At 45.9% G+C, this 26195-nt stretch carries 24 protein-coding genes and 1 other annotated feature; of the genes, 19 read left to right on the top strand and 5 right to left on the bottom strand.

Features of this window, described 5'->3' with window-relative positions; genetic code table 11:
- The first annotated feature begins 98 nt into the window (after nt 1-98).
- The 9 genes from MKX80_RS12815 to MKX80_RS12775 all read left to right on the top strand — a co-directional run bounded on the left by MKX80_RS12815 (nt 99) and on the right by MKX80_RS12775 (nt 9991).
- Nucleotides 99-1760, top strand: coding sequence for an alkaline phosphatase (locus MKX80_RS12815; RefSeq protein ID WP_234111955.1), 1662 nt, complete (start codon nt 99-101; stop codon nt 1758-1760).
- Nucleotides 1761-1908: 148 nt separating this feature from the next.
- Nucleotides 1909-2217, top strand: coding sequence for a PTS sugar transporter subunit IIB (locus tag MKX80_RS12810; protein ID WP_154994565.1), 309 nt, complete (start codon nt 1909-1911; stop codon nt 2215-2217).
- Nucleotides 2218-2226: 9 nt separating this feature from the next.
- Nucleotides 2227-2559, top strand: a complete 333-nt coding sequence (locus MKX80_RS12805; RefSeq protein WP_154994563.1) for a PTS lactose/cellobiose transporter subunit IIA — start codon at nt 2227-2229, stop codon at nt 2557-2559.
- Nucleotides 2560-2598: 39 nt separating this feature from the next.
- The gene (gene celB, locus MKX80_RS12800) at nt 2599-3915 is read left to right on the top strand and encodes a PTS cellobiose transporter subunit IIC (RefSeq protein ID WP_268343061.1); all 1317 of its coding nucleotides are present in this window, start codon (nt 2599-2601) and stop codon (nt 3913-3915) included.
- A gap of 15 nt (nt 3916-3930) precedes the next feature.
- Nucleotides 3931-5346: a glycoside hydrolase family 1 protein gene (locus MKX80_RS12795; protein ID WP_234111954.1), complete on the top strand. Its 1416-nt coding sequence runs from the start codon at nt 3931-3933 to the stop codon at nt 5344-5346.
- Between the two features lie 118 nt (nt 5347-5464).
- On the top strand, nt 5465-6178 hold the full coding sequence (locus MKX80_RS12790) for a GntR family transcriptional regulator (RefSeq protein ID WP_154994557.1): 714 nt from the start codon (nt 5465-5467) through the stop codon (nt 6176-6178).
- Nucleotides 6179-6424: 246 nt separating this feature from the next.
- Nucleotides 6425-7414 carry a TAXI family TRAP transporter solute-binding subunit gene (locus MKX80_RS12785; RefSeq protein WP_234111953.1) on the top strand — a complete coding sequence of 330 codons (990 nt, stop codon included), beginning with the start codon at nt 6425-6427 and terminating at the stop codon, nt 7412-7414.
- A 101-nt stretch (nt 7415-7515) separates the two neighbouring features.
- Nucleotides 7516-8034, top strand: coding sequence for a DUF1850 domain-containing protein (locus tag MKX80_RS12780; RefSeq protein ID WP_154994553.1), 519 nt, complete (start codon nt 7516-7518; stop codon nt 8032-8034).
- Complete coding sequence (locus MKX80_RS12775; protein ID WP_182070415.1) at nt 8027-9991, top strand: TRAP transporter permease; 1965 nt, start codon at nt 8027-8029, stop codon at nt 9989-9991. Before MKX80_RS12780 ends, MKX80_RS12775 begins: the two co-directional genes overlap by 8 nt.
- Before the next feature lie 300 nt (nt 9992-10291).
- Here the strand turns inward: MKX80_RS12775 and zwf are convergent, their stop codons facing one another.
- Nucleotides 10292-11755 carry a glucose-6-phosphate dehydrogenase gene (gene zwf, locus MKX80_RS12770; RefSeq protein WP_154994581.1) on the bottom strand — a complete coding sequence of 488 codons (1464 nt, stop codon included), beginning with the start codon at nt 11753-11755 and terminating at the stop codon, nt 10292-10294.
- 232 nt (nt 11756-11987) lie between these two features.
- Here zwf and rnz point away from each other — a divergent pair, with 232 nt between their 5' ends.
- Together rnz and rpmG are read left to right on the top strand one after the other, a co-directional pair.
- On the top strand, nt 11988-12911 hold the full coding sequence (gene rnz / locus MKX80_RS12765; RefSeq protein ID WP_234111951.1) for a ribonuclease Z: 924 nt from the start codon (nt 11988-11990) through the stop codon (nt 12909-12911).
- A 118-nt stretch (nt 12912-13029) separates the two neighbouring features.
- On the top strand, nt 13030-13179 hold the full coding sequence (gene rpmG, locus MKX80_RS12760) for a 50S ribosomal protein L33 (RefSeq protein WP_003183271.1): 150 nt from the start codon (nt 13030-13032) through the stop codon (nt 13177-13179).
- A gap of 35 nt (nt 13180-13214) precedes the next feature.
- Here rpmG and MKX80_RS12755 read toward each other — a convergent pair whose 3' ends face one another.
- On the bottom strand, nt 13215-13976 hold the full coding sequence (locus tag MKX80_RS12755) for an alpha/beta hydrolase (RefSeq protein WP_154994547.1): 762 nt from the start codon (nt 13974-13976) through the stop codon (nt 13215-13217).
- Nucleotides 13977-14094: 118 nt separating this feature from the next.
- Nucleotides 14095-15165, bottom strand: coding sequence for an NADPH dehydrogenase NamA (namA, locus tag MKX80_RS12750; RefSeq protein ID WP_154994580.1), 1071 nt, complete (start codon nt 15163-15165; stop codon nt 14095-14097).
- A gap of 134 nt (nt 15166-15299) precedes the next feature.
- On the opposite strand from namA, the gene MKX80_RS12745 reads away from it, so the two are divergent.
- The gene (locus MKX80_RS12745) at nt 15300-16904 is read left to right on the top strand and encodes a M20/M25/M40 family metallo-hydrolase (protein WP_268315160.1); all 1605 of its coding nucleotides are present in this window, start codon (nt 15300-15302) and stop codon (nt 16902-16904) included.
- A 58-nt stretch (nt 16905-16962) separates the two neighbouring features.
- On the opposite strand, the gene proC is transcribed toward MKX80_RS12745, so the two are convergent.
- Nucleotides 16963-17784 carry a pyrroline-5-carboxylate reductase gene (gene proC / locus MKX80_RS12740; RefSeq protein WP_268293999.1) on the bottom strand — a complete coding sequence of 274 codons (822 nt, stop codon included), beginning with the start codon at nt 17782-17784 and terminating at the stop codon, nt 16963-16965.
- A gap of 44 nt (nt 17785-17828) precedes the next feature.
- Nucleotides 17829-18030: a binding site (T-box leader), on the bottom strand.
- Nucleotides 18031-18175: 145 nt separating this feature from the next.
- On the opposite strand from proC, the gene MKX80_RS12735 reads away from it, so the two are divergent.
- From MKX80_RS12735 to MKX80_RS12725, 3 genes are read left to right on the top strand one after another with little or no spacing between them, the layout of a single operon-like run.
- The gene (locus MKX80_RS12735) at nt 18176-19129 is read left to right on the top strand and encodes an MBL fold metallo-hydrolase (protein WP_216928410.1); all 954 of its coding nucleotides are present in this window, start codon (nt 18176-18178) and stop codon (nt 19127-19129) included.
- Nucleotides 19130-19138: 9 nt separating this feature from the next.
- Entirely contained in the window at nt 19139-19921 is a 783-nt protein-coding gene (locus MKX80_RS12730) for an SDR family oxidoreductase (RefSeq protein ID WP_154994540.1), read from the top strand.
- 21 nt (nt 19922-19942) lie between these two features.
- Nucleotides 19943-20146 carry a hypothetical protein gene (locus tag MKX80_RS12725; protein WP_268324164.1) on the top strand — a complete coding sequence of 68 codons (204 nt, stop codon included), beginning with the start codon at nt 19943-19945 and terminating at the stop codon, nt 20144-20146.
- A 796-nt stretch (nt 20147-20942) separates the two neighbouring features.
- Here MKX80_RS12725 and MKX80_RS12720 read toward each other — a convergent pair.
- A complete protein-coding gene (locus MKX80_RS12720) occupies nt 20943-21641 on the bottom strand; it encodes a hypothetical protein (protein WP_234111947.1) in 699 nt (232 codons plus the stop codon).
- A gap of 549 nt (nt 21642-22190) precedes the next feature.
- Between MKX80_RS12720 and MKX80_RS12715 the strand changes: the two genes are divergently transcribed.
- From MKX80_RS12715 to MKX80_RS12700, 4 genes are all read left to right on the top strand, one after another.
- Nucleotides 22191-22913: a poly-gamma-glutamate hydrolase family protein gene (locus MKX80_RS12715; RefSeq protein ID WP_154994536.1), complete on the top strand. Its 723-nt coding sequence runs from the start codon at nt 22191-22193 to the stop codon at nt 22911-22913.
- 53 nt (nt 22914-22966) lie between these two features.
- Nucleotides 22967-23476: a DUF3189 family protein gene (locus tag MKX80_RS12710; RefSeq protein ID WP_268342616.1), complete on the top strand. Its 510-nt coding sequence runs from the start codon at nt 22967-22969 to the stop codon at nt 23474-23476.
- A 458-nt stretch (nt 23477-23934) separates the two neighbouring features.
- Nucleotides 23935-25200, top strand: a complete 1266-nt coding sequence (locus MKX80_RS12705) for an MFS transporter (protein ID WP_154994533.1) — start codon at nt 23935-23937, stop codon at nt 25198-25200.
- A gap of 46 nt (nt 25201-25246) precedes the next feature.
- Nucleotides 25247-25951 carry a thioesterase domain-containing protein gene (locus MKX80_RS12700; protein WP_154994531.1) on the top strand — a complete coding sequence of 235 codons (705 nt, stop codon included), beginning with the start codon at nt 25247-25249 and terminating at the stop codon, nt 25949-25951.
- The last annotated feature ends 244 nt before the right edge of the window (nt 25952-26195 follow it).

Genomic DNA, 26195 nt, shown 5'->3' with positions numbered 1-26195 from the left:
AATTTACATAAGATTAATAGAAAGCAAAAGTGCTGTTTACATAGCAATGATAGTGTAGGTTTGTCAACAAAAAGCGGTTATGGAGGGAGTACATAAGAATGGGTTTTTTACGCAACAGAATCGTCGGCATTACACTGGCAGGCGCAGTCGCTTTAGGATCAGCGGGAACAGGCAGTGCGGCAATGGAAACAGCGAAAAAAAAGGAAGAACCGAAAGTCAAAAACGTGATCATGATGGTCATGGATGGAACAAGCTCTTCTGCAACAACGTTGGCACGCTGGTATAAGGGTGAACCGCTCGCGATGGACCAGATTGTCAGCGGCGGTGTCCGGACGCATTCGGCAGAATCGGCGATCACTGATTCTGCACCTGCAGCAACTGCGATGGCAACAGGACGAAAATCAAATTCTTCCTATATCGGCGTGCTGCCTTCACAGGTGAATACACCAGGTGTCGAGAAGGTCAGTAAAAAAGATCATTACCGGCCTGTAGCAAACGTGCTGGAAGGCGCCAAACAGAAGGGAAAAGCAACCGGCATCATTGCCACATCTGAAATTCAGCATGCCACACCTGCCGGTTATTCCGGTCATCATAAAGATCGCAATAATTTTGAAGTGCTCGGTGAACAGCAGGTTTATCAAAACATGGACGTTGTCCTTGGCGGAGGAAAAGAATCGCTTCAACCGGGTACAAAGGATAAAAGCCGCAAAGACGGTGAAGACCTTGTAAAAGTGCTCAAAGATAAAAAGTACGATTTCGTTGAGACGAAAGATCAACTCCTCAAGTCAAAATCGAAAAAAATCTGGGGCGCCTTCTCACAGCGCGATCTCGCGTATGATATGGACCGCCGCGCAACGCATCCAGAGCAGCCAACTATTGCGGAGATGACGAAAAAATCGATTCAGACGCTTTCTAAAGACAAAGACGGTTTCTTTTTATTTGTGGAAGGAAGCAAGCCGGATTGGGCAGCGCACCAAAACGATCCGATCGGCATGATCAGCGATGTATTGGCGTTTGATAACGCGGTGAAAGAAGCGCTTGATTTCGCTAAAAAAGATAAACATACAATGGTTATTGCCGTCTCAGACCATGGCAACAGCGGCATCTCCATTGGCAACAGCAATACGACTAAAGGCTATGACACAACGCCGGTATCAGCCTATATCGATCCGTTGAAAAAGGCTAAAATGACGGTGGAAGGCGCAACTGGCAAATTAAAAGACGACTTATCGAATATCGAAGAAGCGGCAAAGCTTTACGGCCTTGATGATTTAACGCCGGCAGAGAAGGAACAGCTGAAAAGCGTGAAAAACAAAAAAGAAGCGGCTTCATTATTCACCAAGCTGCTTAGCAACCGGGCCAATATCGGATTCACTACAGGCGGTCATACGGGTGAAGACGTCTTTCTGTATTCGTACGGTCCTGAAAAGCCGCAGGGTCTCGTCAATAATACCGACATCGCCAAAACGATGGCAAAAGCAATGGGCTTCAACTTAGACAAATTAACAAACGAATTATTTATCGAAGCAAAACAGGCGTTTAAAAAAGCCGGAGCGAGCGTAACGATCGATCAAAAAGATCCGGCTAACCCAGTTCTTGTCGCATCGCGCAAAAAAGCAAAAGCTGAAATGCCGGTGAACAAAAACATCATCAGAATCAACGGGAAGGAATACGAATTAGACAGCGTCATTGTTGAAAGCAACGGATCCTTCTACGTGCCTAAAGAAGCAGTTCAGCTGTTCAAGAAATACGCTCGATAATTTGTTAGAGAACCCCTCTTGAAAGAAGAGGGGTTTTTTATTATTCGAAATAAATACATACATTTATTTTTAAATGTCTAGACATTTAAAAATAAAAAGATATAATAATAGTTGTGTGAAAGCGCTTTTAATAAAGGAGGAGATCACCATGAAGAAAATTTTACTCGCATGCAGCTCTGGAATGTCGACAAGTCTCCTGGTTACCAAGATGCTGGAATACGCGCATTCAATCGGTGACGAGGCAAAAATTTGGGCGGTCGGACAGGACCAGGCAAGAAAAGAGATGGCAGAGGCAAATGTTGTTCTCATCGGCCCGCAAATGAGCTTTTTAAAAGGCGAGCTGCAGAAGGAAGCCGAACAGTACGGTATTAAGGTTGATGTGATTGATATGATGGCTTACGGAATGGCTGATGGAAAGAAAGCTTATGAACAGGCGCTCAGCTTGATCGAGGATTGATTGATGATGATGGATAAATTAAAACTCGATGAATTAACAGGCGAACAAGTTTGCTTTCAGCTCATTCTTCACAGCGGAAACGCCCGCAGCAAAGTCATTCAGTCCATCAGGGAATACCGTGCCGGCAGCGTTCAGAAAGCAGAGGAGCTGCTACACCAGGCAGAAGGCGATTTGCAGCAGTCCCACGATATTCATTTTCAAATGATCCAAAAAGAAGCGGGCGGGGAAAAAAATGAGTTCTCTTTGCTGCTCTTGCATGCGGAGGACCATTTGATGTCGACGCTCACGATGAAGGAACTCGTTTCTGAATTATTGGAATTGTTCAAAGAGAAAAATCTATGATTCGCACTGCATGGCAAAATCGAAGGGGGATAAGAGACCATGTTTGAAAAATTGAGCAACCTCTTGGTGCCGATTGCCGGGAAGCTGAATAATAACCGGTATTTAGGCGTGCTGAGGGATGCATTTATGCTGGCTTTTCCGCTCACCATTTTCGGATCGATCATTGTCGTTTTAACCAATTTGCCGTTTCTCAATAAAATGATGAGCAAATCCGCGATTGAAACGTTCCAGTCGGCTTTAAGCATAGCGCCGAGCGCAACGATCAGCATCATGTCCGTTTTCGTCGTATTCGGGATCGGGTATTATTTGTCCAAAACTTATGAAGTCGAAGCGGTTTTTGGAGGAGTCGTCGCTTTGGCATCGTTCCTTCTGCTGACTCCGTTTGTATTAAACGGCGAAGGAGGGGAAGTGATTCCGAACGTCATCCCGATTGACAGGCTCGGTGCGAAAGGGATGTTCCTCGGAATGATTACCGCCTTTACATCCGCTGAGATTTTCAGATTTTTTGTCCAGAAAAACTATACGATTAAAATGCCTGCCGGCGTTCCGCCTGCTGTAGCAAAATCTTTTGCCGCGCTGATTCCGGCGGTGATGACCTTGTCCGTCTACTTGGTGATCAATATCCTTGTAACCCAAGCGTTCAATACGAATATGCACGATTTAATATACAACCTGGTGCAGGCTCCGCTTGTCGGTCTTGGAAGCGGTATCATTCCGACCTTGATTGCCATATTTTTTACTCAGCTTCTCTGGTTTTTCGGACTCCACGGACAAATTATCATCAACTCCGTTATGGATCCGATCTGGAATACGCTTTCGATCGAAAATTTGAATAGCTATACTGCAACAGGAGAAGTCCCGCATATTATCAATAAGCAGTTTATGGAAGTTTACACCGTCGGAATGGGCGGAACCGGTATGACCCTGGCCGTGATTATTGCCATCCTGCTGTTTATGAGGAGCAAGCAGATGAAGCAGGTCGCAAAACTCGGAGCGGCTCCGGGGATTTTCAACGTAAATGAACCGATCATTTTCGGCCTGCCGATCGTCATGAACCCGCTTATTTTCATTCCGTGGGTGATCTCGCCGATGATCGTCACTTTGATTACGTATTTCGCGATGGCATCCGGGCTTGTGCCGCCGCCGACCGGGGTCACGATTCCTTGGACTGTGCCGATTTTTATCAGCGGAATGATGGCGACCAATTCGCTTGCTGGCGGCATTCTTCAGATTGTGAATTTAGCCGTTGTCTTTATGATCTGGTTCCCGTTTTTGAAATTCATCGACCGGATGAATATGAAAAAAGAGCAGGAAATCAATGAAGCGAAACAAGATCAGACAACGCTAGGACTTTAAAAGGAGATTGATGACATGTCAAAAACAGAACTGCAGCTAGAACAAATTCAATACCGTTTTCCAAAAGGCTTCTGGTGGGGGTCGGCGGCTTCCGCGACTCAGACTGAAGGAGCGGCGGCCGAAGGAGGCAAAGGAAAGAACATTTGGGATCACTGGTACGAAAAAGAGCCAAACCGATTTTTTGACGGAGTAGGCCCTGAGAAGACCTCGCGTTTTTACGAGACTTACAGAGAAGATATTCAGCTGATGAAGGAGCTTGGCCACCACTCTTTTCGTTTCTCCATTTCGTGGGCCCGTCTGTTTCCTGAAGGAAAAGGCCGGCTGAACGAGGAAGGGGCCGCCTTTTATAACCGAGTCATCGATGATCTGCTGGCGGCTGGTATCGAGCCTTTTGTCAACCTTTATCATTTTGATATGCCACTTGCACTCCAGCAGATCGGCGGATGGGAAAACAGGCAAGTCGTCGATCACTTTGTTTCATACGCGGAAACGTGCTTCCGGCTGTACGGGGACCGCGTGAAAAAATGGTTTACCCACAATGAGCCGATCGTTCCTGCAGAAGGCGGCTATTTATACGATTTTCACTATCCGAACATCGTCGACTTTCAAAAGGCCGTCCAGGTCGCATACCATGAAATTCTTTCTAACGCCAAAGCGGTAGAAGCTTACCGCAGACTCGGAGGCGACGGTAAAATCGGCATTATTTTAAATTTAACGCCGTCCTACCCGCGAAGCCAGCACCCGGCAGATGTAAGAGCTTCTGAAATAGCCGACGCTTTCTTTAACCGATCGTTTCTTGATCCCGCCGTTAAGGGTGAGTTTCCGGAGCTTTTAACAGATATATTAAAAGAAGAAGGCTATTTGCCTGTCATGGAAGAAGGAGATTTGGAGCTGATCAGGAATCACACTGTCGATCTGCTCGGCATCAATTATTACCAACCGAGACGGGTGAAAGCGAAGGAGCACCTGCCTCATCCGGACGCGATTTTTATGCCGGAACGGTTTTTTGACCATTATGAAATGCCCGGACGAAAAATGAACCGCCACCGCGGCTGGGAGATATACGAAAAAGGAATCTATGATATTTTAATGAATGTTAAAGAAAACTACGGAAATATTGAATGCTTTATTTCTGAGAACGGAATGGGTGTTGAAGGAGAAGAGCGTTTCCGCGGCGAAGACGGCATGATCCGCGATGACTACAGAATTGCGTTTATTAAAGAACACTTAAAATGGGTGCACAGAGCCATTCAGGAAGGAGCGAATGTCAAAGGCTATCACCTTTGGACCTTTATGGACAACTGGTCATGGACGAATGCCTATAAAAACCGCTACGGATTTGTATCTGTCAACCTTGACAAAAACGGCGAACGAACGATTAAAAAAAGCGGATACTGGTTTAAGAAAGTTGCCGAGAACAACGGTTTTTAGAAAGGAATCGGGCTAAAAGATGGTCTGTTGGGCCATCTTTTTATTTCCGCTTCAAAACCGATATAATGATAAAGAAGGTGTTACAACATACAGAATCCTTAGTAATGGTGGTTAAAACATGAGAAAATACGAATATATTTCAAACGAAATGAGGAGGCGGATTCAGGAAGAATACTATCCGATTGATCAGCCCATACCTGATGAACTTTCTCTCGCCAAGGAATTTTCCTGCAGCAGAATGACGATGAAAAGAGCCCTCGATATTCTCGTGTCAGAAGGCATGCTGTACCGCAAGCGCGGACACGGCACCTTCATTGTAAAATCATCGATTCAGCAGCTTCCCGTCAGTGTGACAGACCGCGAAAACCTCGGGCTGACCAAGCTTCTCGCCAACAAACAAATCGAAAGCCGCATCATTCAATTTGATGTCGAATTCCCTTCAGATGAAGTGGCTAAGCAATTGTCAATCGAAAAGACCGTTCCGGTGTATCATATCATCAGGCTCAGAAAGGTTGAAGGCGAACCGTATGTCATTGAAGAAACGTATATGCCTTCCAATGTCATCTCTGAATTAAATGAAGACGTCCTTCACGGCTCTGTTTACCAGCACATCACCGAGACGCTGAAACTGACAATCGCCGGATCGCACCGGAAGATCAGGGCGGATAAGTCGAATGCACTTGACCGTCAACATTTGGAATGTGCCCCTGACGATCCGGTTCTTGAAGTCGAACAGGTCGCTTTTTTAAATACGGGCGAACCGTTTGAATATTCTTTTGCAAGGCATCGCTACGATAAGTTTGTGTTTTCCAGCGTTCATATTCGGAAATGAAAAACCTGCATAACCGCGGGTTTTTTTGTTTTGTCATGCAATCTTTCAGCACACTTGTCCCCCGAGGGGATCATGGACTACCATCGCTTTAGCGGACGGGAATTTCCGAGGCCGTGCGCATATTCAGAACCAACTGTTCATAAAATTAACTAAATAATTAGAAACGAAAGAATATATTGACAACTAATACATTTTTCGTGGTACGATAGGATTGTTATTTGTCCAACAAGCAAAGGGGGAGAATGAATGAAAAAATGGAAAAGCTTATCATGGATTGTATTGCTGCTGACGCTTGTCATGGGATTGGCTGCGTGCGGAAGCAACAATGCATCAGGAAATAAGGACGGCGGATCTGCGTCAAAAGGATCAGAAAGCTATAGTCTGCTGACAGGGGGAACCGGCGGTACATATTATCCGCTCGGCGGCCAATTTGCAAACCTTTGGGAGGATGCCACAGGGGACAAATTTACGACGCAGACTACAGGTGCTTCTGCTGAAAACATGGCAACTCTGCAAAAAGGGGAAGCTGAAGTCGCTTTTTCTCAGACGGACATTGCCACTTATGCCATAGAAGGCAAAGAGATGTTTAAAGAAAAAATTGACGGAATCAAGGCGATTGCCGCCCTGTATCCTGAAACTGTTCAGATTGTGACAACGGAAAAAAGCGGGATCCATTCGGTTGAGGATTTAAAAGGTAAAACGGTTTCCGTGGGTGCTGCTGGAGCAGGGGTTAACATTAATGCCAAGCAGATTTTGGAGGTTCACGGGATGTCTTTTGACGACATCAGACCGCAAAACCTGTCTTTTGAAGAGTCAACCGACGGCATTCAATCAGGCGCGATCGATGCCGCATTCATCACGGCTGGAACGCCTACAGGCGCTGTCGAAGGGCTTTCCGCACAAAATAAAATCAAAATTTTAAACATTGAAGAAGACAAGCAGAAAAAGCTGATGGAAAAGTATCCGTTCTATGCGGAGGATACGATCAAAAAAGGAACTTACGGCATCGGGAGCGATGTGAACACGGTCGCTGTCAAAGCGATGCTCGTCGCATCCGACAAGGTGGATGAGGACACCGTCTATAAAATGACGAAAGCGCTGTTTGAAGCCGATAAAATCAATCATGCTAAAGGAGAGTTTATCAAGCCAGAGACCGCGCTTGAAGGATTGGGGGATATCGAAATTCATCCGGGAGCGGCTAAATACTTCAAAGAAAAAGGGATAGAAAAATCGTAAAACCGCAGGCAGATGAGCGATGAATAAGCCCGGACAATCGATAGACCGTTGCAATGAAACCTCGGTCTATCGTTTTTCTATTCGGCAGGGGATATGGAAAAATGGGGAAATTTAAAATCGTAAAACGGCTCGTGCCGGTGCTGATCATTGCCGTTTTTGCAGCGGCATGCCTGATTCCTTATCAGACCGCCGTCGTGTTCGAGAAAGAGGACAGCGGTGAGATCATCGCTTTTCTTCCCCTCCAAAAGAAGAAAAGCTTTGACGTGGTCTATACGCATTCCATCCATCGGACAGAAGTGATCGAATCGTATGTGTGGGAAAAAGGGATGATTCGGCAGACCGCTCTAACCTATCATGATCCGGCCGTCGGAATGCCCGCAAACGCAGAACAAGGTGAGAGGCTCGTCATCAAAAACGGCGTCTACACCATTTCGAACATGAAGAGAACTTTTCCGTTCATTGATATGCGGATCGGCAGGGTGAGGGCGAATCACAGGATCAAGTATTCAGGCGCTGAACATGAGTTAAAGCGGTACATCCGTCCCGGCACATGGACAAGGATGAGTGTCCGAAAACTAAATGTCTTGCAACAACTGAGGGGAGTGAAGATCAATGACTGAGCAGCTTTCGGAAAAAGATCAGCAGGAACTGCTGGAGAAATACGATCCTGAAGCCGGAACGAGAAAGCTCAAAGGATTAACAGGGGTCATTGCATTTGCCGGCCTGCTCGCTTTTTCTTTGTTTCAATTATACACAGCCATTTTTGGTGTTTTTCCGGCTCAAATTCAAAGGTCCGTTCATTTAGGGTTTGCGCTCGGTCTGATTTTTTTACTGTTTCCGGCGACAAAAGGTTTGCGGAAGACCGGCAAATTCAAAGTCGCCTGGTATGACGCAATCTTAGCCGTGTTAGGAGCAGGTGTCGGCGCTTATTGGGTCGCCAATTATGAAACGATTGTAGGCGGGATCGGATTGATCACGGAAACTGACTTTTATGTCGGGCTGTTGGCTGTCCTGCTCGTATTGGAAGCGACGAGACGGGCTGTCGGACTGCCGATTACGATCATCGCCGGCCTGTTTCTTTTGTATGGCCTTTACGGTTCGTATCTGCCGGGCTTTTTGTCTCACAACGGCCTGACGCTGGAACGGCTCGTTCAGACGATGTATTTTACGACGGAAGGGATCCTGGGCACGCCGCTCGCTGTGTCCTCGACTTTCATCTTCCTGTTCATCCTGTTCGGTTCTTTTCTTGTCAGGACAGGAGTGGGGCAGTATTTTAATGACCTTGCTGTAGCGATCGCCGGACGAAGCACGGGCGGACCGGCAAAAGTCGCGATTTTTTCAAGCGCTCTTCAAGGTACGATCAGCGGCAGCTCTGTCGCCAATGTCGTCACTTCCGGATCGTTTACGATTCCGATGATGAAAAAACTGGGCTATAAAAAAGAATTTGCCGGTGCAGTCGAAGCTTCCGCATCTACCGGCGGACAGCTGATGCCTCCGATCATGGGAGCCGCCGCCTTTTTAATGGTTGAGTTCATCGGTGGAGGCATTACGTACTGGGATATCGCGAAAGCCGCGATGATCCCGGCTGTTTTGTACTTCACGGGCATCTGGATCATGACGCACTTTGAAGCGAAGCGCCTCGGCCTGCGCGGGTTAACGAAAGAAGAAATGCCGAACCGCAAGGAAGTATTCAAAAAAATATATTTGCTGCTTCCGATCGTTTCGGTCGTCGTTTTGTTAATGTCGGGCATCACGGTCATGCATGCCGCTTTGTATTCGATCGTTCTGGCGATCCTGGTCGGTTTGTTCAACAAGGAAACGCGAATGGGTGTTAAAGGGATTGTGCTGGCTCTCGCGGAAGGAGCGAGAATGGCGCTTTCCGTTGCGGCGGCAACGGCAGCTGCCGGCATCATCGTCGGAGTCGTCACAAAAACGGGTCTCGGCCTCAAACTTGCAAACGGCCTGCTCGATTTGGCAGGAGGCGCATTATTGCCTTCGCTCTTTTTAACAATGATCGCCGCTCTTGTTCTCGGAATGGGGTCACCGACGACGGCAAACTATGTGATTACGTCGACGATTGCAGCGCCAGCCTTGATTTTGCTGAATGTTCCTGATCTGTCGGCCCACTTGTTCGTCTTTTATTTCGGCATCGTAGCTGACATTACGCCGCCCGTTGCTTTGGCAGCATTTGCCGCTGCGGGGGTTGCGGGGGGAGAGCCGATTAGAACGGGGATCAATTCAGCAAAGCTTGCGATTGCCGCTTTTATCATCCCGTATATATTCGTCCTGTCTCCGGAGCTTCTCATGATTGACGCGCATTGGTATGAAATTCTCTGGGTGGTCTTAACCGCATTGTCCGGCATGATCGCCATCGGCGCGGGCATGATCGGATTCTGGATGAGAAAAGTGTTCTGGTTTGAAAGAATACTGGCGGCTGCCAGCGGTCTCCTGCTGATTTATCCGGAAGGCTATTCCGATATGATCGGTCTCGGCATATTCCTTTTGCTGTTTGTCCTTCAGCTGTTGTGGAAGCGGGACAAAAGCCATCCGGAAGAGATGCAGGTTTTAAAAGCATAAATAAAAACAGCCTTCAATTGTGAAGGCTGTTTCAGCGTGTCGACAAACCCTCGCATTCGTTGTCAGGCCTGCGCGTCGGTGCTCACGAATAGGAGAAGAATCGGCGGCTAACCGCTCAGGCGTCCTGCCTGAACGCCGCCATCATCACCTCCTGTGAAAGTCCGCTCCGATGCTCGGCCTTCCTAGACTTCAAGGGTTTTCAATCACGCTGAAAGGATGACAAAATCCCAAAACTATAAGCCGTTTTGGGATTTTGTCAACAATCTAAAACAGCCTTCAATTGTGAAGGCTGTTTTTTTATTAAAGCGGCCACCAATGAAAGCCGTCTTTTGCGAGCAGGTCATCAGAAGCTTTCGGCCCCATGGAGCCCGCCTGATAGTTAGGGGAAAGGGTTTTGTTTTCCTCCCAGTTTTGAGAAATCGCATCAACAAAACTCCAGGAAAGCGCAACTTCATCCCAGTGGGCAAAGTTTGTCGCGTCTCCGTGCAAACAGTCCAAAATCAGCTTTTCATAAGCTTCAGGCGTGTTGATGCCGTCCCCGCAGTTATGGCAGTAGTCGAGCTTGATCGGCTGGGCAAAAGTGCCGCCTCCAAGCTTCCTTGCGTTTAGATGAAGGGTGATGCCTTCATCCGGTTGAATATGAATCACCAGAAGGTTAGGGTGCATCGTGTTGCCGTTTCCGTAATACAGATTCATCGGAATGTCTTTAAATTGGACGACAATTTGCGTTGATTTTTTCTGCATCCGTTTGCCTGTCCGGATGTAGAACGGCACACCGGCCCATCTGAAGTTGTCGATCAGCAGTTTGCCGGCAACAAACGTTTCCGTATTCGAATCTTTTGCTACGTTTTGTTCATCGCGATAAGCCGGTACCTGTTTTTCGTCAACGACTCCCGCGTCATACTGGCCGCGCACAAAAAATTGATCGACTTCGTCTTTTTGAATCGGACGAAGGGCTCTGAGCACCTTTACTTTTTCACTGCGAATCTCTTCCGTGTTCAGCTTGATCGGCGGTTCCATCGCAAGCAGCGCCACCATTTGAAGAATGTGGTTTTGAACCATGTCTCTAAGCGCACCCGATTTTTCATAATATCTCGCTCTGTCTTCCACACCCAAATCTTCACTTGACGTAATTTGAATGTTCGAGATGTATCTGTTTGTCCAAAGCGGCTCAAAAATCGCGTTGGCAAAGCGGATGACTTCGATGTTCTGCACCATTTGCTTTCCTAGATAATGGTCAATCCGATAAATTTGATCTTCTGTAAAGGCTTCACGGATTTCCTGGTTCAAGTCTTTTGCGCTCGGCAGATCATGTCCGAAAGGCTTCTCGATCACGAGCCTTGACCAGCCTGTTGTTGAAGTGACGCCCTCTGATTTTAGGAACTTTGCAATCGTTCCGAAGAATTCAGGGGCCATCGCTAAGTAAAACATCCGGTTATTCGGAATATCATATGTACTTTCCAGCTTCTCTATAAGTTCGTTTAATTCCCGGTATGAGCCGGAATTTGTAACATCAAAAGGATGATAGTAGAAGTGAGATGTAAACTCGTCCACATCCTTTTCGTTTAACGGAAACTTCGAAACCGATTGCTGTACGGTACTGCGAAAGTCTTCATTTGTCCAAGGGCGTCTGCCGACTCCGACAACCGCGAATTCATTCCCGATTTGTCCGTTTTCGTAGAGCCTGTGGATAGAAGGATATAGTTTTCGTTTTGCCAAATCCCCTGTTGCGCCAAAAATTACGATAACTGCTTTTGGTTCCATTTGATCTTTTTTCAATTAAACGTACCTCACTTTATTCGAAGCTAAGTTTATTTTCTTCATTTTAAAGCTAATAATCCCTTAAAGCAAACATTTGAGATCGAATCGTATGAAAAGTTTACTGAAAACGGGCAGGGTATTTAGTTGCATAGCCTGGCGTGAAGCCGGCGTTTCTTTTTTCTCAGACTTCCTGTATGCTTGTGATAGATGAAGTTTTTAGCAGGAGGAAAGGATATTGGAGTTATTATTTTTAGGAACGGGAGCAGGCATCCCCGCAAAAACGAGGAATGTCACATCCGTTGCATTGAAGCTTTTAGAAGAAAGGCGGTCTGTTTGGCTGTTTGACTGCGGGGAGGCCACACAGCATCAAATTTTACATACATCGATCAAGCCTAGAAAAATTGAAAAGATTTTTATTACCCACCTTCACGGCGATCATGTATACGGGCTTCCGGGTCTTGTCAGCAGCCGCTCTTTCCAGGGAGGCGAAGGCCCGCTGACCGTATACGGACCGCAAGGAATCAAAACGTTTCTTGAAACGGCGCTTGACGTATCGGGGACGCATGTCACATATCCGCTTGTGATTAAGGAGATTGAAGAAGGAACAGTCTTTGAGGATGACCAGTTTATCGTGACGGCCAGAAGCGTATCTCACGGCATTCCCGCTTTTGGGTACCGCGTGCAGGAAAAAGATGTTCCAGGCGCACTTGACGCTGAAGCGCTGAAAGAGATCGGAGTCTCGCCGGGCCCTGTTTATCAAAAGCTGAAAAACGGGGAGACGGTCACATTGGAAGGCGGCCGGAAGATTCACGGGGCAGACTTTATCGGACCGCCAAAAAAAGGGCGGATAGTCGCCTTTTCCGGGGATACGAGGCCGTGCGAGAATGTGAAGAAGCTTGCTGAAAAAGCTGATGTCCTCATCCATGAAGCAACATTTGCGAAAGGCGACAGGGAGCTCGCCGGCGACTATTATCACAGCACTTCAGAACAAGCTGCCGAAACAGCGCGGGAAGCCTGTGCAAAAAAACTGATTTTAACCCATATCAGTGCAAGATATCAGGGGGAAAATGTGCTTGAACTGGTCAATGAAGCAAAAGCGGTCTTTCCTGATACCGTGGCAGCTTTTGACTTTTATGAGCATGAGATTAAAAGAACTTAATTGGCCGTTCGAAGCTTCTTTGTTCCGACAAATGCGGGACGAGAAGCTTTTTTGTTGACACAGTTCTAAAATGATGTATAATAAAGCGTAATGATTACGTTTTGATAAGGAGGACAACATGAGAGTAAAAATTACATTGGCGTGTACCGAAACAGGGGACCGCAATTATATTACGACAAAAAACAAACGTACAAATCCGGATCGCCTGGAATTGAAAAAATATTCTCCGCGTCTGAAAAGGCACACGATTCACCGTGAAACAAAATAACAAAAAACCAGCAGACTGTCTGCTGGTTTATTTGTTTAATTGGCGGCTTGATAGGTGTATGTTTGCTGCTGTGCGGCATACCAAACATCATAGATCGCAAGCTGAACGATGTGCGGCTCATCATGATGGATCAAATGCGAGCTGTTTTTCGCCTGAATCCAGCCGCTTTGATGCGAAAGAGACAGCAGTCTGCTGTGAAGCTTCAGCCACTCGTGATGAGCTTGTTTCGCCGCCTCCGTCCTTTTTCCCGCCGAGAGGACGAGCAAAGGAACCGAACCGAGGTGTTTCTTTTCCTGCTTCAGAATGTCAAGGCTTTGTTTAAAGTCCTCATGGGACCCTTCGATCGAAAACTGTTTGCTGTAGTCTTCTTTTAATGTGTCCGGAAGAAGAGGCAGCACTTTTTCCTCCTGATCTTCACAAGCGGGATCAAGCAGCACCATGCCGATGACTTCATCGCTGTACCGGCTTGCAAAAAGCCTTGCAATGACGGCGCCGAACGAATGGGCGACAAACAGGTAGGGCGGTTTAACGCCTGCTGCTGCAAGCAGCGCTTTTAGTTCCTCCACCATTTGATCCGCTGTTCTTTTGCTGCTGCTCGGCCCGCTGTTGCCAAGACCCGCACGGTCGTATGCAAACAAGCCTAGATCTTCGTCTATATCGGATAAAATGGGCTGCCAAGTCGTTGAAGAAGAACCGTAGCCCGCTTCAAAAATAATGGTTGCGTTCTTTTTTCCTTTTCTCTGCTTTGTATAAAACATGCACCCTTCAACTGTATATATTCTTTCCGTTATGGTCATAGAGGTCATCCTCTCTCTGTATATGGTGTTCTAATAGGAAAGACGCACAAACAAGGATGTTCGTTTCTCACGAGTTGAAAAAAAGAAATATCCCGCCTAGAGGCGGGATATCAGCAACTCACCAGGCTCTGTCGTACTGAACAGGCCCTTCAATTTTTGTGTTCAACTGTTTGGCAGCAGTTTTCGGCCAGTATGGATCTCTCAGCAGCTCTCGGGCAACGAAAATGAGATCAGCGCGTCCATTTTGGAGGATTTCCTCAGCTTGAAGGCCGCTTGTGATCAACCCGACAGCACCTGTCTGGATTTCGGCTTGAGCGCGAATTGTATCGGCGAAGCCGACTTGGTAGCCTGGGAAGACGTTGATATCGGCAGGCACGACAGCACCGGAGCTGACATCGATCAAATCAACGCCCTGTTCTTTCATCCATTTGGCGAAACCGACATAATCGGCGACATCAAGGCCTTTTGTTTTGTAGTCTGAAGCTGAAACGCGTACGAATAATGGTCCGTCCCAGACTTCTTTTACAGCGTCGATGACTTCTCGAAGCAGTCTGTAGCGGTTTTCCGGTGATCCTCCGTATTCATCCTCGCGTTTGTTGGAAAGCGGTGATAAAAATTCGTTGATCAAATATCCGTGGGCTCCATGAATCTCGATGATGTCAAAGCCGGCGGCTTTCGCGCGTTCAGCTCCTTTTTTGAAAGCCTGAACGGTTTCTTTGATGTCTTCTTTTGTCATTTCAACAGGTGTTCGCGAATTTTCGTCGAAAGGAATCGCTGAAGGCCCGTAGATTGTACCTTCGACCTCGGCTTTTCTTCCGGCGTGAGCCAATTGAATCGCCGTTTTGCTGCCGTACGGCTTGATTTGTGACGTTAATGCGGCAAGTCCGTCAATATGCGCGTCATCCCATATGCCCAGATCCTGATCTGAGATTCTTCCCTGCGGGGTGACCGCGGTAGCTTCTACCATGATCAATCCGACTTGTCCGACGGCGCGGGAGATGTAGTGGGTCATGTGGAACGGCTGCACTTTTCCATCCTTTTCATGGGAGGAATACATGCACATCGGCGACATGACAATCCGGTTTTTTAGTGTAACTCCTTTTAAACTCCATGGTGTGAACAGTTTTCGATTGCTCAAATTTTTTCGCCTCCCGTAAGTTTTCGACTCGATTATACCAATTCTGTCCATTCTCGTCATATAAACTGCTCAAGTCATTTCCATATATAAGAATGTTCAGTACAATAAAGTTGTTCACATTCTATTTTTTACTAAATACGATATCGCATACACCTGCGAAAACAGCGAAAGAGGGGGCTTGCTTTGTGAAGTGGCAGACAGTGGAAGAACTGAAACGGCTGCTCATTTCTCTTGTTCAATACGAAAGCATCTCAGGCACGGCCGGAGAAGTGGCGCTTGCGAAGTATATGCATGATGTCTTAAAGGACCGTTCGTACTTTCAAAAGAATCCTGAATTTTTAAAGCTTCATCCGATGGAGGACGGCCGTTATTTTCTAACCGCCCTCGTCAAAAAGGAAGAGAAGTCAAATACGGTCCTCCTGCTGAGCCATTTTGACGTGGTCGATACGGCAGACTACGGAGAATTCAAACATATGGCATGTAAAGTCCCGGAACTCATGGATTTATTAAATGATAAAAAAGAACTTTTGCCCGAACGGGTCAGAAGAGACTTGGAAAGCGGCGAATGGCTGTTTGGAAGGGGAAGCATGGACATGAAAGCGGGTCTTGCTGTTCAATTTTCGATGCTGGAACGGGCGATGAACGGAGAATTTGACGGAAACCTTCTATTAATTACGGTTCCGGACGAAGAAGTCAATTCACAGGGGATGCTTGAAGCAGTACCCGCACTGAAAGCTCTAGAAAAAGAATTTGGCCTTCATTATATATCGTGCTTAAATTGTGAGCCGATGTTTGAAAAACATCCGGGGGATCCGAAGCAGTACGTCTATTCAGGAAGCATCGGCAAAGCGCTTGCCGGATTTTTCTGCAAAGGGGTTGAGACGCATGTCGGCGAGCCGTTTGCAGGGGTGAATGCAAATTTAATGGTGTCTGAAATCAACAGGCTGCTCGAATTAAACGTCGACTATTGTGAAGAAGCCGACGGAGAGGTGACGCCTCCCCCGGCCAATCTGATGCAAAAAGATTTGAAGGAGGCCTACTCGGTTCAGACCCCTCACACAGCGGTGTCGCTCTTTAATGTGCTGATGATGCAGCGTTCCGCCGCCGAGCTCCATCGCATGCTGCTCGACACAGCCAAGGAAGCGGCCGCTAATATCCAAACAAATATTGAGCGTAAAACGGCCGAATATCAGCGTTTTGAAGCATTCACACCAATGAACACGACCGTTTCCGTGCTGACGTTTGAGGAGCTGTGGAACAAAGCACAGGAAAAGGCCGGGAAGCCCGAGGCGGAACGCATACTCAACTTTGCATTTGCCAACAGGGGGGAGCTTGGAGACCGCGACTTTTCAACGAAAATCGTCTCTGAATTGGCTTCACTCTGCAAAGAAGATGCTCCGATGATCGTTCTGTTTTACAGTCCGCCGTTTTATCCGGCTGTCTCTTCAAAGGACGATCCTCTGATCCGAAAGGTGATGAGAGAAGTGAAACAGTATGCGGCCGACAGGCACGGACTTGAATTTACAGAAGTCCAATATTTTCCCGGCCTGTCCGATTTAAGCTACCTTCAGCTGCAAAAACAGTCTGTCGATGCGTTCACATCCAATATGCCGCTGTTTCATCACGGCTATTCACTGCCAAAAGGACGCGAAAACGCACTGTTTGTGCCGGTCATCAATATCGGGCCGGCCGGCAAAGACCCTCATAAATGGACGGAACGTCTCCATGTGCCGTTTTCATTTGGAAAGCTGCCCGATATCCTCCGGCTGGCGATACACAAGCTTCTCTAAGTATACGGGACCGCTTGGTGAAAAATCGGGAACAAGCGAAACGCTGTTTCCCGGTTTTTTAAATTTTGGCCGCGAACATATCCCTGATTTCCGCAGAACGAATCGCCGCTTCTTTGACACAGGATATGACGGTCTGTTCAAATTGATGGTCGTCAAGCACCCGAAGGCCTGCTTCCGTTGTCCCCCCGGCGCTTGTGATCTCTTTTCTCATGACAGAAGGATCCCTGCCGGTTTCAAGCATTTGAGCCGCCCCTGACATCATATCGATAACCAGTTGTTTCGCCGTTTCTTCTGGAAGCCCCAATTCGGCAGCCGACACCTGCAGGGCTTCGACAAACCGATAAACAAAAGCGGGGCCGCTCCCTGCTACGGCTGTCACTGCATCAAGGGCAGATTCCTCAACGATTGTAACGCTTCCGACCGTCGCAAAAAGGCCAGCCGCTTCCTGCATCTGCTCTTTCGTCACGAGCGGGCTTGCCGCAAAGGCTGTGGCTGATTTTTGAATGGCGGCCGATGTATTCGGCATGGCCCTCACTACAGGCAGCTCAAGCCCAGCATAGTGCTGGATCGTATGAATCGGAATGCCTGCAAGGACGGAAATCAGCAGCTGTTCTTTTCGCAAATAGGGGCGGAGTGCCGCCATTCCGTCTGCCGCGTCCTTCGGCTTCATTGCCAAAACGAGTGTATCCGATCGGGCGGCGACTTTTGCCGTATCGGCTTCTCCACATACCCCGTATGTCTCGCTTAATTCACGAAGCCTGGCCGTATTCGACTGATTCGTAACGAATATCGCCTCAGGTTCCATTGCACCGCTTTTGACAAGTCCTTTAATCATCGCTTCAGCCATCGAACCGGCTCCGATAAATCCCATTCGTTTCATTTTGATTCCTCCTTCTAAAAAAACAAAAAAACCTTTCCGTCTTCACAAAGGACGAAAAGGTTTCGCGGTACCACCTTCATTAGCATATACATGCTCAGCTCTTGCCCCGTAACGCGGGATACGTTTAGGTTTGCCTAAGCGCTCAGAGGGCAGGTTCAACAGGCAAGCGGGCTGTGAAATCTTTCAGCCGTGGATTTCACTCTCTTTAGCCATTGCTCGTTTACTATTCCTCTTCATTGCGTCTTCGTTCATTCACCTTCATATATTTGTTGTTCATTATGCTATGAGGAATGATGAAATGTCAACAGGCATTTGAAGCAAAAATGACATGCGCGGGAGAAAAAGGTAAAATATGATCAACATCAATTCGCAGGATGAGGAGAATAAAACGATGAAAGACGCAAGAATCATTCCTATTTCTCTGCCGACTCCATTTGCAGTCGGGGATGTCAACATTTATTTGGTCAAAGGCGAGGCGCTCACTCTGGTGGATGCCGGGCCCAACACAAAGGAGGCGGCAGCCGTTTTGAAGAAAGAGCTGGCCGACCAGGGACTGTCATTAAACGATATCGACCAGGTCGTCCTGACCCACCATCACGCTGATCACGCCGGATTGCTGGACGAATTTCCCGCAGGGGTAAAAATCATCGGTCATCCGTTTAATGAACCGTATATCAGCCAAAATCCCGATTTTATTGAAAAACAAAAGTCCTTTTTTACATACCTGTTTCAGCGATTCGGTGTTCCCGGGGATATGAAGCCGCCAGGCCTTACAGTAAAAGCGTCGTACCGGTTTTCATGTAATCGGACATTGACAGAGACCGTTTCAGAAGGCGCGCAAATTGACGGGCTTGAAGGGTGGCGGGTTCTTGAGACGCCCGGACACGCCGCTTCACATATTGTCCTTTACCATGAGGAACTTGGAAGCATGCTCGGGGGAGACTTGCTGTTAAAGCCGTCTTCTTCAAATCCGCTTCTTGAAGTGCCGCAAAAAGGAGAAAAACGCCCGACTCCGCTGCTGGATTATCTGGAATCGCTCGGCAGACTGCAGGAACTTCCGCTCAACATCATTTATCCCGGCCACGGGGAGAAAATCACAACAGTGAATGAGCTTGTTGCCAAAAGGATGGAAAAGCAGCGGAACAGAGCCGAAGAGGTGTACCGCATCCTTTCTGAAAAACCGCATTCACCTTATCAGATATGTCAAAAACTGTTCCCTGCAGTCTATGAAAAAGAGCTGTTCTTAACGATGTCAGAAACGATTGGGCAGCTTGACGATCTGGAATCCCAGGGGAGGATCGGAGCAGAAACAGCCGATGGAATCGATTACTATTACGCAAAGTAGGTGACGAACATGCAGCAAAAGTTGAAAGAGCAAAAAGTGATGATTACAGGAGCTTCAGGAGGGCTTGGCGAACGGATCGCATATCATGCTGCCGGGGAAGGAGCGGAGATCATTCTGGCTGCGCGCAGAAGAGACCGCCTCGATGCTTTGAAACAAAACATCGCGGATGAAACCGGTGCAAAGTGCCGCATCATCGTATTGGACGTCAGCCGGACGGATGAAATTGAAGCGGCGTTTCAAGAGGCCGGTCCGGTTGATATTCTTGTCAATAATGCGGGATTCGGTATTTTCGAAAGCGCCCTTGACGCTTCCCTTGAAGATATGAAAGCGATGTTTGAGGTCAACGTATTCGGTCTGATCGCTTGCACGAAAATGGCACTTCCGTATATGATCAGACAAGACAAAGGCCATATTATCAACATCGCCTCACAAGCGGGCAAACTAGCGACGCCCAAGTCAAGCCTTTATGCGGCAACAAAGCATGCGGTGCTCGGATATTCAAACAGCTTGAGAATGGAGCTTGCCGAAACAGGGGTCAACGTGACAACGGTTAATCCTGGACCGATTCAAACCGACTTTTTCAAGACGGCAGATAAAAAAGGGGATTATGCCAAAAGCGTCGAGAGATGGATGCTTGATCCGGATCAGGTTGCTAAGAAAATCGTCTCGGCAATGATGACGAACAAGCGCGAAATCAACCTTCCGGGCTGGATGAACGGCGTCAGCAAACTCTACCAGCTCTTCCCTGCCCTTGTTGAACGAACAGGCCGAAGCGCTTTCTATAAAAAATGATCTTCTCTGAAAGGAACGGAAATGTCCGTTCCTAGACTCAAGAGAAAGCTAGAAAGTGTCATTGATTCTGATGAATTTGTTGAAATTGCAAAAGAGATTGGAATCGAGAATCTGACAGAACAGCAGCAAATTATTATTTATACTATAAATAGAAAAAAACAAAAACAAAGTGGAATCATGGGGCGCATCGATAGGGGCATTGAAGAAGGAATAAGCAGCGGATAAAGTTGTCAGGGATTTTAAAGATATTAAAAATCTTCTTGTCCAAATCGCTTCCCACCAACTAGCCTTGTCATTAACAACATAACTACTTTTATGCAGGGATTAATGAAGCATCACCCAGAAGTTAAAAAGCCATGTTTTGAAGACTCTCATAAGGTCGAAGAGAAGTCCTTTTAAAAGGGCTTTTTTTATGTGTAAATTTTTTTTGATTACATTTCGGATAGTGTATAATAGAACATACATTCGGAATGAGGTGAATAATTTGAAGCCTGTAATTTCGAACTTGAAACTGCCATTCATGAAAAAATTATAATTGACCTCTGTGTCCATGCGATGGAACAAGAATCTATAAAGCTGAAGCAAGTGGCAACAAGAAAATAGAGGAACATTATCAGCTCAAATTAAAAGAACTGTTTTTCCAAAGAAAATAAACGATTATTTGAGAAAAGAAAATGTCAAAATACAAGAGGTTGTTGTATGTGATGGCATGTTTGTAAAATATCCATATTACATCAGGAGCAAGGAAGGGGGCATAAAAGAAGGGGAGGCGATGTATTGGAAAGCTGCCTTAAAATTGCACATGATAAGGAAACTAAATCATCTTTGAGATGTGAGTAACTCATGTTCTAGGTAGCCAAAAAAGCAGAGATGTGGAAACACCTCTGCCATTCATTTTATGCAGCAGCAGTTTGATAATAAGCGATAATCCCTACCGCTAATAATACAATCATTACTGCCAGAATAGACCACAAGATGGTTTTTGCTTTTTTGGACATTGGTTTCACCTCACAGTTGTGGATTAATCAAGCCTGGTTTTTTTGTAAGTCCTCTTTCCATTTTTGTCGCCAACAGCTTTAAGATGCACATTCCCTAATTGCACCGCAAAATCTTTAAGTGGCCCAATCCGATAAAAGAAGCTTCCTGTAACAGCTGCCTTATTGTCACCTGTTACCCAAGCATTTTTGCCACCTGGGTTTAATTCTGTTCTGACGACAGGATTCCAGTTTCGAACTACATAAGCGCTACTAGAGTTAATTTTTTTCACTTTACCTTTAGTAACACTATAGTTTACTGAGACCCTATATGTAGTTACAGGTGCTCCAAAAAATTTAACTGAATCTGTGTAAGAAACTGACTTATTTGCTTGAGGCTTCGCAATCATATCCTCTTCTTCATTTACTTCTGTATTTACAGTTAAAGCATTTGTGTCAAACTTGGTAAGATTGTCAACAAACTTCTGTTGATCTTCTTTCGGCATCGCCTTAAATTGGTTTAATACATTTTGTGCATCAAACACTGCGGAAGAAACATATTCTGGTGAAACTCCACCATTTATGGCATCTTCTTCACTATAGTTGGCCAGGTAATTGATATAGTCCTCTATAGTGTATTTAAACGCTGTATCGTCGGCGTGGACCTCTGCGGCCGATATTTGACTTGGCACCATCAATCCAATTGTAGCAAAAACAGCAACAAAAAACAGAATCAATTTCCTCACTTTTCCTCTCTCTCTCAAGTTTCTATTTATCAAGGGGATACAATTGAAATGGAATGAGTTGAGCCATTTGATTATGTAATAGGGAATCCACCTTACGGACCAACGATTGACAATCGGGAGTTTGCAATTCCTTCGGAACGGAATCGTCCGTTCCTTTTTTATTTGCATTTTTTAAGCGGATTCCCCGGCAGAGAGGCTCAAAATATCATATAAAAACAGGGAGACTTTGTCCCTCTTCAAACCGCGGCAACGAACTTGTGCTTCCTTCTATAGGCTTTGCTTGATCTGAAGGCACCTGTCCTGTCTGAGGCAATCGATATAAAAATATTGCATGCCGAAAGATTCCGTGCTTCCGGGAACACGTGCCGGCTGCTGATGAAAAATAAGGTAAAGGTCGCTTTCGTTATGCTGTTCTTCTTATATAAAATGGCAACTGGGTGACGATTAGAAGTAATATTTTACCATTTATTGAAATTCTCTCATCCCGGCCGAAACATGATATCACGTGATACTCGCAACAAAATACACGATAAAAGGAGTTTCTTAACGGTGCAGGAAGAATGGAACCCATTGATGAAAAATCGTTGCATCATCTGGTTAGTCACGGGGATTTGCTTAACGGTCATCTTTCAATTTCCGCTGCAAAGCGTCGCTTCATCCGCAGACAAATACGTCAATTTTGCCGAGCTTGCCGAACATGAAACAGAAGGAGAAGATTATCAAATCGAATATACAGACATGGGCACCGAACTGTTGATTCTTTCGCCGCACGGCGGAGGAATCGAAGGAGGTGTCAGTGAACTTGTCCGCGCCTTCAGCGCCGATTATTCCACTTACTTATTTGAAGGAATCAAACCCTCGCAAAACTGGGATCTTCACATCACAAGCAATCATTTTGATGAACCGCAGGCCGTCAAAGCGGTCAAAGAGCACAGCTATGTGCTGGCTTTTCATGGATATCATGACATCGTTGAACACACGCTTGTGGGGGGAACGGATACCGGAGGGGCGAAAGCGATTGTCAGAGCGCTGGTGAACAAAGGTTTTTCAGCGGAGCTGGTCAGCCCAAGCCACCGGCTTGCAGGGGGAAATCCCGAAAATATCAATAATCAATGCCAAACAGGTCAAAGTATTCAATTGGAAATCAGCACGCCTCAACGAGAGGCTTTTTTTTCGGAGTTCGGCCTGTGGACGCGGGCAAGTTCTAAAAATAAGACGTTCCGAGCGTATGTCTCAGCTGTGAAAGAAGTTCTGGATATGCGGTATAAATAAGCATTGTATATTTGGGCCACATTAAAACTAAAGATATGAAGAGGGTGAGCATGTTGATCTATATATACAACTGTTACGGAGGCACTCATTCATCTGCACTTGCCGCCGCCTATCATCTGAAAAAGCTCCCATTCAGCAGAAAACCGACGAAAAACGAAATTTTAAGCACCGACTGTTTTAATCAATTAAGTCCGAAGGAAATGGGAAAATTAATCTTTCACGGCCTTGATGAAGAAGGCAACCAGGTGTACACGATCGGCAGAGGGTCATCAAAAGCTGTCATTCCAGCTATGCGAGGCGTTCTCGAGCTGTTTGAAAAAAACGGGAAACTGCAGGAGAAAGTCATTTTTTCAAACACGTCTCCGACTGTGCCCATGGCGATGACATTCGGCGGTTTATTTTCAAGGAGGCTGAAAATCGATCTGATCGGAGTTCCTTTGCTGGTGCTTGGAGCGCAGCAGGCATACCGGGACATCATCAAGCTGGTGCAGCAAACAAAAGACCGTTCAAAAACGACTTCTTCGGTGATCGAAGTGCTGGATAATAATTTCATAAAAAAATAAACATCCAATCAGCTTCCAGTATGCTGAGCCTTTCGGCTTCCATATCGGAAGCGTTTTTTATTTTCTCTATATAGCAATTACTTTTCAAAAAGGACATTTTCTAAAAAATTGAATATAAGATAGAGGATATTGTTGAAATAGGACGAATCTATAACCTTAGAATTACTTTTCATAAATTTACTTCTTTGTAAATTTGAAGGGGGGGATCGGTGATTTCCCTTCCACTTTGCTAGAGAATACTATCTGAAAGAAGAAATGGGGGGGCTAAAAAGACGGCTGCAATCGTTATGATAAGCAGCGATTTTATATTAGGAAATTCAAGCTGCGACACTTTAAATGATAGAAGTGTAGCTTTGAAAATGAAAATCAAAGTGATTGGAGACGGAAAATTATAACAATATTATTTGTTTAGAATAATAAATGAAGTCGTCTGTCTCAATACAAATTAGGAGGCGCCTATGAAAAAAATGTTTTCTATCTTTCAAAATAAAAATTATGCGCTGCTTTTTTTTGCATCCTTTACCTCACAAATGGGCGGGATCATCGGACTCACTGCACTCTTGTTTTACCTTCTGGACCGTTTTTCCAATCAGCCTGCATATGCCACAATGACCGAGCTAATGCTGTCATTGCCTACATTGGCTGTATTTTTTCTTGTCGGTGTTTTCGCCGATAAGTTTGACCGGCAGAAAATCGCCAAAAACTGCGACTGGATCTGTACGGGACTATCCATTGTATTACTGCTGTCTCTCTATCTTGAATGGATGCCGTTTACATTTGCCGTTCTTTTTTTAAGAAACGCCGTTAAAAGTTTTTTCACCCCTGCCCAAACTTCTCTCATTCAAGGAATATTATCTGAAAACGAATATTCGCTGGCCGTTGGATTGAATCAAATGGTAGCCAGTTTATTCATGCTGTTCGGAAACGGGCTTGGCGTATTTTGTTATTGGACGCTTGGAGTTGAAGGAGCCGTTATGGTTGATGCAGCCAGCTTCGCACTGAGCGGGCTTTTGATTCAAGCCTGCCGGATCTCCGATGCCGTCCGCATGCCAAATGGAAAACATTCCATTAGACAGCTGAATATCGCTGGTATATGGAAGGATTTTACGCTTGGTTTCACTTATATTCTCAATCATAAATTGCTGCTTGCCCTCGTGTCCGGATTCGTCCTTTTCGGAGTTGTCAATGGGGGGCTCTCGGTCATGCAGGTGTTTATATTAAAATACAAGCTTGCACCTGAAAGCTATGAAGAAATGTCGATTGTACTCGGCATCGTTTTCGGTGCGGGGTTTTTGGCGGGAAGCATCGCTGCATCCTTGCTTTCTCAAAAATTGAAGCTTTATCAACTTTTGATCCTGGCGCTGTTTGTTTGCGGATGTGCCACGATTTCCGGCTCCCTGGTCAAAAGCATTTGGCTGTATATGGTCTGCTCCTGCTTTATCGCGGTTTCGCTTCCAAGCATCAATGTTGCCATCGGTGGATGGATACCAAGCATCGTCAATCCAAAAATGATGGGAAGGGTGCAGGGGTGGATTCATCCGCTTATGATGCTCTCACAGTCGCTGACCCTTCTGTTCATTGCGTGGCTTTACCCGGCATGGATCGCGCTTGAAAGCCTATATTGGCTCGTCGGCGGAAGCCTGATTGCTGTTGGGGTTTTCTACATGATCATTCTTCCGAAGTTTTTAACGCTGAACCGGACGGCTGACGTATCTGTCGATTAACGGCTTATTCACCAAAAAATATCTACAACGAAAGGGAATGATAGAAATGAAATTATTTTGCCTGCCTTATGCCGGCGGATCTGAATCCGTATTTTATTCCTGGAAAGGCCATATGCAGCCCGACATTGAGATTTGCCCGATTCAGCTGAAGGGAAGGGGGCGGCGCTTCAACGAGCCTTGTTACGAAAGCCTTGAAGAAGCAGTTCAAGACATCTTTGAGCAGGTTCAAGCTGAACGAAAAGGTGACGACTACGCTCTTTTCGGACACAGTATGGGAAGCCTTTTAGCATATGAACTTTACTATCAAATGAGCGGGGCGGGAGCTGAAAAACCGGTTCACATTTTTTTCTCGGGCTATAAAGCGCCAAACAGGATCAGGAAGAAAGAAAAACTGCATACCTTGCCCAATCCTATTTTTAAGAAAAAAGTTGTCGAGCTCGGGGGAACACCTGAGGAGCTCATCAATCATGAAGAACTATTTGAATTGTTTATCCCCATTCTCAAAAGCGACTTTAAAATGGTAGAAAACTATATCTATCAAGAAAGAAACAGCAAAATAGATTGCGACATCACCGTTCTTAACGGAAAAGAAGACGCCATGAGCAAGGAAGATGTATCCGATTGGAAACATCATACTTCAGGACACTTTACAGCCTATTACTTTGACGGGAATCATTTCTTTTTGAACCATCACGTTGAAAAGATCACCGATATCATCAATCATTCATTGGCGGCCAGCCGGACGTTTTAACCTACGATTTCGGCCAGATTCAAGCCCGGGTCTAATCTATTTTTCCTTCTTCCGCCGCTTCAAAAATTATATTTATTATAATCGGAGCGGTGTTTTTTTAGGTCTTTTGACCTGGTTGATGTTTATCTTGTCTCATAAATACGTGTGTCGACAATGTAAAATATAAAATATCCAATTCATAAAAAATTAACCATTATTAAACAATATTCCCATGGAAAATAATGATTATTTTTGATAATCTGTT

Origin of the sequence: Bacillus sp. FSL K6-0972 (assembly GCF_037976035.1) — a bacterium.
Taxonomy (GTDB): Bacteria; Bacillota; Bacilli; order Bacillales; family Bacillaceae; genus Bacillus; species Bacillus haynesii.
The sequence above is the reverse complement of the archived record's forward strand: the minus strand, read 5'-3'. Positions and strand labels throughout refer to the sequence as shown.